Raw genomic sequence first — 8034 nt, forward strand, 5'->3', positions numbered from 1 at the left:
TTTTGTAAAATAAATCAGATTAAAATCATTTTCTTATAATGATTTTTTTTGTAATACTTTTTTGGTTTGAATAAATTTTTACTAAATATAATCCTGATTTTAAATGGTTTGAATTAATTTTTTTATAATTACTAAAATTAGATAAAACTAGTTGTCCAAGTGTAGAATAGATTTCTACTTTATCAATTTTTTCATCAGTTTTAATCGAAAAAGTATCAGAAGTTGGGTTAGGGTAAACCTTGAATTTGGAACTAAAAAAATCATCTGTACTAGCTGTATTATTTTGATAAACTCTAACGTAATCTATTATCATACTACTTTGCGTAAAATTAGCATCAATATCACCAGCAAATCCTCCCATAGCAACATTTAATAATAAAAATTGATTTAAATCAAAAGGCCATGTACTTGAGTTTTGGTTTGTAGGTTTATAAGTATAATATGCAACATCATCAATCATAAAAGTAATTTGGTTTGGAGACCAATTCATAGAATAAATATGAAAATTATTGGCAACATCAGCTAGCATTTTAGTTGATGTGTTAACAGTTGCTCCTGAACTAGATGGTGTGTGCAAAGCACTTGAAACTTCGTTTGTGGCGTGCAAACCATGTTCCATAATATCTATTTCACCACATGCAGGCCATCCAGTAGTGCCAAAACCTTGAGTTTGCCAATAAGCACCAGTTTCAGAGATGTTTTTACCTAGTGTCCATATTGCTGGCCAAGTACCATTACCTGCTGGTAGCTTTGCTTTTACATCAACTCTACCATAAGTAAATGCATATTTAGAGTTTAATCTTGCAGAGGTATATTCAAAAGTTTCTCCATTAAGAATTTTAGTTTCTTTTTTTGCAACAATATGTAAATTACCATTTGCAACAAAAGAGTTTGTAGAACTATCTGTATAGACTTGTTCTTCATTATTAAACCACCTACTACCATTTGGAATTATAGTTTGATGAAACCATTTGTTAGTATCTAAAGATGCTCCATCAAATTCATCAGACCAAACTAGGTCTGTATATATTACATCTAAAGCATTTGGATCTGTAGCTGTTGTACCATCAGAAATATTATCAAATAAATAAGTACCAGCAGTAGTAACACCCAAATCGATGAAAAGTACTAATTTACTGTATGTACCAGTTGCATTCATAGTGTTACCAGTACTAGTTTGTTTTGCGTTAGAAAAATTAAAAGTGATGTTTTGCCAATTCGTAGCATTACCACTTGCTATTGTTTTAGATACTTCAACATCTGGATTAGTTCCATTCTCTAATTTTAACAAAATAGTATGTTGATTAGGATCAAAAGCATAAAAAGAAAGCGTTATTTCTTTTTGATTGGTAACATCTATATCTCTAGTTAAATCAATCCAAAATCCTTGATCTGCTGCAGCACCATTATTATTAAACTGACCTACCTTGTTTGCAGAATTGTCTGGATCGTTTCTAGTTGAAAATGTAGCACCACTAAAGCCTCCAAATACATGATTACTGTTTTCAAAATCTATAGGCATTTGTTGAGAAAATATGGGAAATATTATTAAGATTGAAATTACTAAAAAGTAAAATTGTTTCATAAATGTGTATTTTAATCAAATATACGGATATAATTAAATTAGAAATCAGGTGTGACCAATACATAAGCACTACAAAATATTTTTTAACATTTTTAGAGTATTTTTGACGAATGGAGAAGTCATTTCAATTCAAAGAATTTACAATACAGCAAAATAAAACAGCTATGAAAGTAGGCACTGATGGTGTACTTTTAGGAGCTTGGTGTGCTATTGATGATTATGTGAATTCTATTTTAGATATTGGTGCAGGTACAGGGTTAATTGCTTTAATGTTAGCACAACGTTCTGATGCAATGACTATTGATGCTGTTGAAGTTATTGGAAATGCTTATGAGCAGACTGTAGAAAATTTCGAAAATTCAGATTGGAGAGATAGATTGTACTGTTATAATGCATCTTTTCAAAATTTTGCTGATGAAATTGCAGAGGAAGAAGAAACCTATAATTTGATTGTTTCTAATCCACCATTTTATACTGATAATTTTGAAACTAGTGATGATGCAAGGAATAAAGCACGTTTTACAAGTGCTTTGTCATTTAAAGAGCTGATTTGTGGAGTTGAAAAAATTTTATCAGAAAATGGGAAGTTTGCAGTTATTATTCCTTATAAAGAAGAACAAATTTTTATTGAACTAGCAAGTAAACAAAGTTTGTTTTTAAATCGAATTTGTAATGTTCAAGGAAATTCAAAATCAGAAATAAAAAGGAGTTTGTTAGAATTTTCTTTTCATCAAACTAAAATAAAAAAAGAACATTTAGTGATTGAGATTGAACGTCATCAATATACAGAAGATTATATTAATTTGACGAAAGATTTTTATTTGAAAATGTCTTAATCTACTGAATTCTTATTCTTATAAAGAGAATCAGTTTTAATTAAATTTGAAAGTGATGGATTTACCATATTCTTCATCACTAATTGATATTTCATTTTTGAGGATAAAATTAATTTCTGGGCAACCTGATATTTTTGGCTCTGTTGAATTAAAATATTTACTTATTTTGAAACATATTCCATCCCAAGAACAAGACTCTTTAGTTTCATCTAATTTTATGTCTTTTTTAAATAAGTCAAAGAGTTTAATGGTTTTTTCATCTGTGATTGAGAAATATTTATTACCAATTGATTTACTTACAGAAATTTGTCCATTTGTAGTAATTGTAATTTCTTTCCCTTCACAATCAAAAGAAAAAGAAAAAGTAGGAATGTTGTTTTTTAAAAGACATAATTCTGCATCTGAAGGCTTACAATATTTATTATCGTTTAAAACTTTTTTTATTTTATCTATGAACTCATCACCATTTTTTGTGTGAATTTTTCTTGGAGAGTTTAGTTCAAATTTAGTTTTTTTTTGTTCAAAAATGCTTGTTTTAATTTGATGAAACCAAAGGTCGCCTTGAAAATCATTAGAATCTATTGAAGATTTATTTGTGTCTAATATTTCAGAGAAAATTTTTAAATCTATTTTTTCGCCTTCTGGATAAATAATATTATTAATCAATTTATCGTCCATACTTATAGTTATTTCCTCATTTATGAATTTTTCGCCTCTTTCAAAATAATATAGAAATTCTAATTCTTGTTTATTATAATTAGGTTTAGTATCATTTTTAAGGTATAATATTTTTTGGATTTCGGCTTGTTCAAGAGATATTGGTTCTCTATTTCCAATAGTAATTTTTAACTTTTTTAGTTTTTTGTAAGAGTATACATTATAAACTTCTGGAGCATAATTCTCTATCTCAAGACAAAATGATTTTCCATTTGAAGACACTTTTTGACCAGGTTCAAGTTTAAAAGTTTCAGGAATAAGAACCATTGTTTGAGGTCTATTTTGAGCATTGGCAATTAGTATAACAAATACTAGATAAGAGCAAAGAATGTTTTTCATAAGAATTAGTTTTTCCAAAACTATAAAAACAGAAGAACTAATTACTACCTATGTTTAGGTAAACAGTATTTTAAATTTATCCAATCACATTATTAGGATTATATCCCAAATAAGGAACTTTTTTTTCAGTAAATTTTATCCCATAATTTTCAAGTTCTTTTAAAATAGGTTCATAAACTTCTTTTAAAATAGGTATCTGAACTCCTGCAGTTTTAATCTCACCTTTCAAAATTTTTAAAGCTGCTATTGCTACTGGTAAACCAACAGTTTTAGCCATAGCTGTATAAGTTTGGTTTTCTCCCAAAACTACCAAACTACTTTCTATTTGTCGTTTTTCTCCATCAATTTTATAACCAAAAAGATGTTGCATTACAATCATATCTTTATCTTCTTTTTGCAGCGTCCAAGAATCTTGTAGAATTTTTTGAAGCATTTGTGCAGGAGTCGCATTTGCCAATCCAATTTTTTTATTAGGATTAAAAAGATCTAGCTCAACTAGCTTTTCCCACATAATGTCATCTTGATCTATTTTTAAATACGAACGCAATTTTAATTCTACAGAATCTGATGGAGAATACGCTAAAAATAAATTTACAAAATCTCGATAACTCATAGTTGAAGAGTTTTCAACAGTGTAAGAATCATCTGTCATGCCCAATTGTACAAAAATGTTCCAAGCTCTAGAAAAACCAACCTTTCTAATTGTACCTCTGTACATAGTTGGTATATTATCTAGACCATAAATACTTCTATATTTTAGAGAATCTCTGTTGGCATAAGCTTCAAATTTCTCATTATTGATATTTAAAAACTCTGTTCTTCTGAATAATTTATGATAAGGAATGTATTTATAAGTGCCTTCTTGAATAAACATAGCTGCTCCTCCTTGACCAGCTAAAACTACATTTCTTGGATTCCAGGTAAATTTATAATTCCATAAGTTGGTATCACTTTCAGGAGCTACCAAACCACCACAAAAAGACTCGAATAATAACATTTTAGCATTGTTATCTCGAATTCTGTCTATAACTTGCATTGCACTCATGTGATCTAAACCAGGGTCTAAACCAATTTCATTCATAAATACCAAATTATTCTTTTTAGCATCACCATCTAGTGCTTTCATTTTTTCAGATACATAAGAAGCTGTAACCATGTGTTTCTTAAATTTGATACAATCTTTAGCAACTTCAAAATGAAATCTTGCAGGTAACATAGAAATTACAATATCAGTTTTTCTGATTTCTGATTTACGATGATGTTCATCAAAAACATCAAATTCAATGGCTTTTGCATTTTTATGATTATTAATAAGTAGCAGTGCATTTTTTGTAGAAATATCTGCTATAGTAAGTTGTAAATTTTCTTCTTCAGATTTATCTAATAGGTATTTAATTAAAGCAGAACTCGATTTTCCTGCACCAATAATCAATATATTTTTCATAAAAGAAAGCTGTATTTTTGTATTGAAACGAAGATACTATAATTGTTTAATATTAAACAAAAACACATAAAAATGTTTAAAAATTTAATTATTACTTGTCTTTTTGGAGTAACAGCTGTCATTTTAGGTGCTTTTGGAGCACATGCTTTAAAAGAAAGTTTAGCTCCAGATCAATTACAAAGCTTTGAGACTGCAGTTCGTTATCAAATGTATCATACCATAATTTTATTATTTATTAATATTTACGAGGGTTTTTCTATCAAACAAAAAAATACAGTTAGCTATTTATTTTTTGCTGGAATTCTATTATTTTCTGGTTCAATTTATTTGATTCATTTAACTTCGATTACTGCAAAATCAATTTGGTTTATAACACCTTTAGGAGGTTTATTTTTTATAATCGGTTGGGTTTCAATGATTATAATATTCGTAAAAAAAATGAGAAATAAGTAAACAATCAATAAAAATAGATAATTCTAATCTCAAAATAAGCCTGTTTTAAAATATTCCTTAATTTTGCATCTTATAAAAAACCTAAAAATATTGATATGGTAGATACAAATACGAAATCGATTTCGTTAAATAGTCTAGGAATCAAAAATGCAACAATTCGTTATCAACTAACTTCTAACGAGTTACACCAAGAAACATTAACCAAAAAACAAGGAGTAGAATCGTCTTTAGGAGCAATTGCTGTGAATACAGGAGAATTTACTGGGCGTTCTCCTATGGATCGTTTTATTGTAAAAGATGCAATTACAAAGGATGAAGTTTGGTGGAGCAAAATTAATTTACCTTTTGAAGAGGATAAATTTGACAAGCTGTATGATAAGGTTGTCGATTATTTATCTGAAAAAGAAATTTTTGTACGAGATAGCTATGCTTGTGCAGATGAAAATTACAAGTTAAACATAAGAGTGATTAATGAATATCCATGGAGTAATATGTTTGCTTATAATATGTTTTTAAGACCAACAGAAGCAGAATTAGAAAACTTTTCTCCTGAATGGACAGTAATTAATGCTCCTGGATTTATGGCAAATGCAGACGTTGATGGAACAAGACAACATAATTTTGCTATCTTAAATTTTAGTAAAAAAATTGCTTTAATTGGAGGTACAGGTTATACAGGAGAAATTAAAAAAGGTATTTTTTCGGCATTAAATTTTATACTACCTATGTATAAAAACACTTTACCTATGCATTGTTCTGCTAATGTTGGTGCAGCTGGAGATACTGCTATTTTCTTTGGATTATCAGGAACAGGAAAAACAACACTTTCTACTGATCCAAATAGAAGTTTAATTGGTGATGATGAACATGGTTGGACAGCAGAGAATACTGTTTTTAATTTTGAAGGAGGTTGTTATGCAAAAGTGATTAATTTATCACAAGAGCAAGAACCAGAAATTTTTGCAGCCATTAAGAAAGGTGCAATTTTAGAAAATGTGATTATGGATGAGAATGGAATTGTAGATTTTGCAGATACATCTATCACTCAAAATACAAGAGTTAGTTATCCTATTTATCATATAGATAATATTCAGCAACCTTCAATTGGTAAAAACCCAAAAAATATTTTCTTTTTAACTGCTGATGCATTTGGTGTTTTACCTCCAATATCTAAATTAACTCCTGCACAAGCAGCTTACCATTTTATATCTGGTTATACTGCAAAAGTAGCAGGTACAGAAGCTGGTGTTACAGAACCAGTACCAAGTTTTTCAGCTTGTTTTGGTGCACCATTTATGCCTTTGCATCCAACAAGATATGCAGAAATGTTAAGCAAAAAAATGAAAGAAGCAGGCGTGAATGTTTGGTTAATTAATACAGGTTGGTCTGGAGGCAAATATGGTGTAGGTAGAAGAATGCCATTAAAATATACAAGAGCTATGATTACTGCTGTTTTAAATGGAGATTTAGGTGATTATAGATATGAAGATTACCATATTCATTCAGTTTTTGGAGTGGCACAACCTAGAACTTGTCCAGGAGTTCCAACTGAATTGTTAAGTCCAAGAGCAACTTGGAATAATGATGAAGCTTACTATGAAACAGCATTCAAATTATCTAATGCGTTTCGACATAATTTTAAGCAATTTGAAGAATTTGCAAATGAAGAAATTCGAAGAGGAGGCCCTCAAAGATATGCACATTAATAGTATATTAATGTTTGTTTAGACAGAAACACCTCTTTTTTGAGGTGTTTTTTTGTTTTTTTAAAGTGTGAGATTACATATTGTATTGGAAAACAAATATTTGCTTGTTAATTTTTTTTGAAGATTTAAACTATTTTTAACAAAATTATTCATTTCATTATAATTACCTTTAACTTCAGAATTTTGATTTACGTGATTAAAAAGTTATGTTTAATATTTTTTCTATCTTCTTTTACTATCTTATCTCAAAATAATAGAGAGCTTGTAAAAGGAACAGTTAGAGATTCTTTGGGGTTAATTGAAAATATAAATGTTATTAATCTAAATACCTCTATAGGAACAAATAGTAATTATAAAGGAGAGTTTGAAATATTAGCTGTTACAGGAGATACAATTATGATTTCCTCTATTCAGCATATCAGTAAAAAAATTGTTGTTACAAGACATATATTTAAAAATAATAAGTTAGATGTTTTGTTAAAATTTAAAACCTATTTATTAGAAGAAATTAAATTAAAAAACCATGAATTATCAGGGGCTTTAGGTGTTGATGTTAAAAAAGTTCAAATAAATAAAATAGATTCCATTGTACATGCTAATTTAGACTTTTCTAAAGTAGATTTTTCCTTGAAGGATTATAGAATAGATGAAATTGATAGAATGAAACCTCCAGTAGTTATTACTAACCCTACACAAAGATATCAAGGGCTTAATTTTTCAGGATTGCTTTCCCTCTTAAAAAAACGAAAAACTTATAAAACAAAAAATAAATATAAAATACTAACGGATGAAGAATTTTCAGATATAATAATGATTGAATTAGGTGAAGATTTTTTTATAAACAAATTAAAAATACCTAAAGAAAAGTATTTTCATTTTTTAGGATATTGTAAATTTTATATATTAAAAAGGTTGTACAAACAAAATAAAATCCTAATTATTATTAAAATATTT

Annotated in this window: 7 protein-coding genes; 4 read left to right on the plus strand and 3 right to left on the minus strand. The window is 28.3% G+C overall.

Annotated features, from left to right (window positions below; translation table 11 throughout):
• Window positions 1–25: 25 nt before the first annotated feature.
• Complete coding sequence (locus tag BTO18_RS16040; protein ID WP_226789019.1) at window positions 26–1585, minus strand: glycoside hydrolase family 16 protein; 1560 nt, start codon at window positions 1583–1585, stop codon at window positions 26–28.
• A gap of 110 nt (window positions 1586–1695) precedes the next feature.
• Here BTO18_RS16040 and BTO18_RS16045 point away from each other — a divergent pair, with 110 nt between their 5' ends.
• Window positions 1696–2421, plus strand: a complete 726-nt coding sequence (locus BTO18_RS16045) for a tRNA1(Val) (adenine(37)-N6)-methyltransferase (RefSeq protein WP_105017202.1) — start codon at window positions 1696–1698, stop codon at window positions 2419–2421.
• A gap of 36 nt (window positions 2422–2457) precedes the next feature.
• On the opposite strand, the gene BTO18_RS16050 is transcribed toward BTO18_RS16045, so the two are convergent.
• Complete coding sequence (locus BTO18_RS16050) at window positions 2458–3477, minus strand: hypothetical protein (protein ID WP_105017203.1); 1020 nt, start codon at window positions 3475–3477, stop codon at window positions 2458–2460.
• A gap of 76 nt (window positions 3478–3553) precedes the next feature.
• Window positions 3554–4921 (minus strand): saccharopine dehydrogenase family protein, encoded by a 1368-nt coding sequence (locus tag BTO18_RS16055; protein ID WP_105017204.1) that lies wholly within the window; start codon window positions 4919–4921, stop codon window positions 3554–3556.
• 72 nt (window positions 4922–4993) lie between these two features.
• Here BTO18_RS16055 and BTO18_RS16060 point away from each other — a divergent pair, with 72 nt between their 5' ends.
• The 3 genes from BTO18_RS16060 to BTO18_RS16070 form a co-directional block, all read left to right on the plus strand.
• On the plus strand, window positions 4994–5374 hold the full coding sequence (locus BTO18_RS16060; protein ID WP_105017610.1) for a DUF423 domain-containing protein: 381 nt from the start codon (window positions 4994–4996) through the stop codon (window positions 5372–5374).
• A 95-nt stretch (window positions 5375–5469) separates the two neighbouring features.
• The gene (pckA, locus tag BTO18_RS16065; protein WP_105017205.1) at window positions 5470–7080 is read left to right on the plus strand and encodes a phosphoenolpyruvate carboxykinase (ATP); all 1611 of its coding nucleotides are present in this window, start codon (window positions 5470–5472) and stop codon (window positions 7078–7080) included.
• A gap of 192 nt (window positions 7081–7272) precedes the next feature.
• Window positions 7273–8034 (plus strand): peptidase associated/transthyretin-like domain-containing protein (locus tag BTO18_RS16070; RefSeq protein ID WP_170063298.1); only part of this gene is annotated, 762 nt, incomplete at its 3' end.

Source organism: Polaribacter porphyrae (assembly GCF_002954685.1).
Taxonomy (GTDB): Bacteria; Bacteroidota; Bacteroidia; order Flavobacteriales; family Flavobacteriaceae; genus Polaribacter; species Polaribacter porphyrae.

Coding starts and splice junctions, on each gene's coding strand:
- BTO18_RS16040 (WP_226789019.1), bottom strand. CDS start 1,585: ATGAAACAATTTTACTTTTTAGTAATTTCAATCTTAATAATATTTCCC.
- BTO18_RS16045 (WP_105017202.1), top strand. CDS start 1,696: ATGGAGAAGTCATTTCAATTCAAAGAATTTACAATACAGCAAAATAAA.
- BTO18_RS16050 (WP_105017203.1), bottom strand. CDS start 3,477: ATGAAAAACATTCTTTGCTCTTATCTAGTATTTGTTATACTAATTGCC.
- BTO18_RS16055 (WP_105017204.1), bottom strand. CDS start 4,921: ATGAAAAATATATTGATTATTGGTGCAGGAAAATCGAGTTCTGCTTTA.
- BTO18_RS16060 (WP_105017610.1), top strand. CDS start 4,994: ATGTTTAAAAATTTAATTATTACTTGTCTTTTTGGAGTAACAGCTGTC.
- pckA (WP_105017205.1), top strand. CDS start 5,470: ATGGTAGATACAAATACGAAATCGATTTCGTTAAATAGTCTAGGAATC.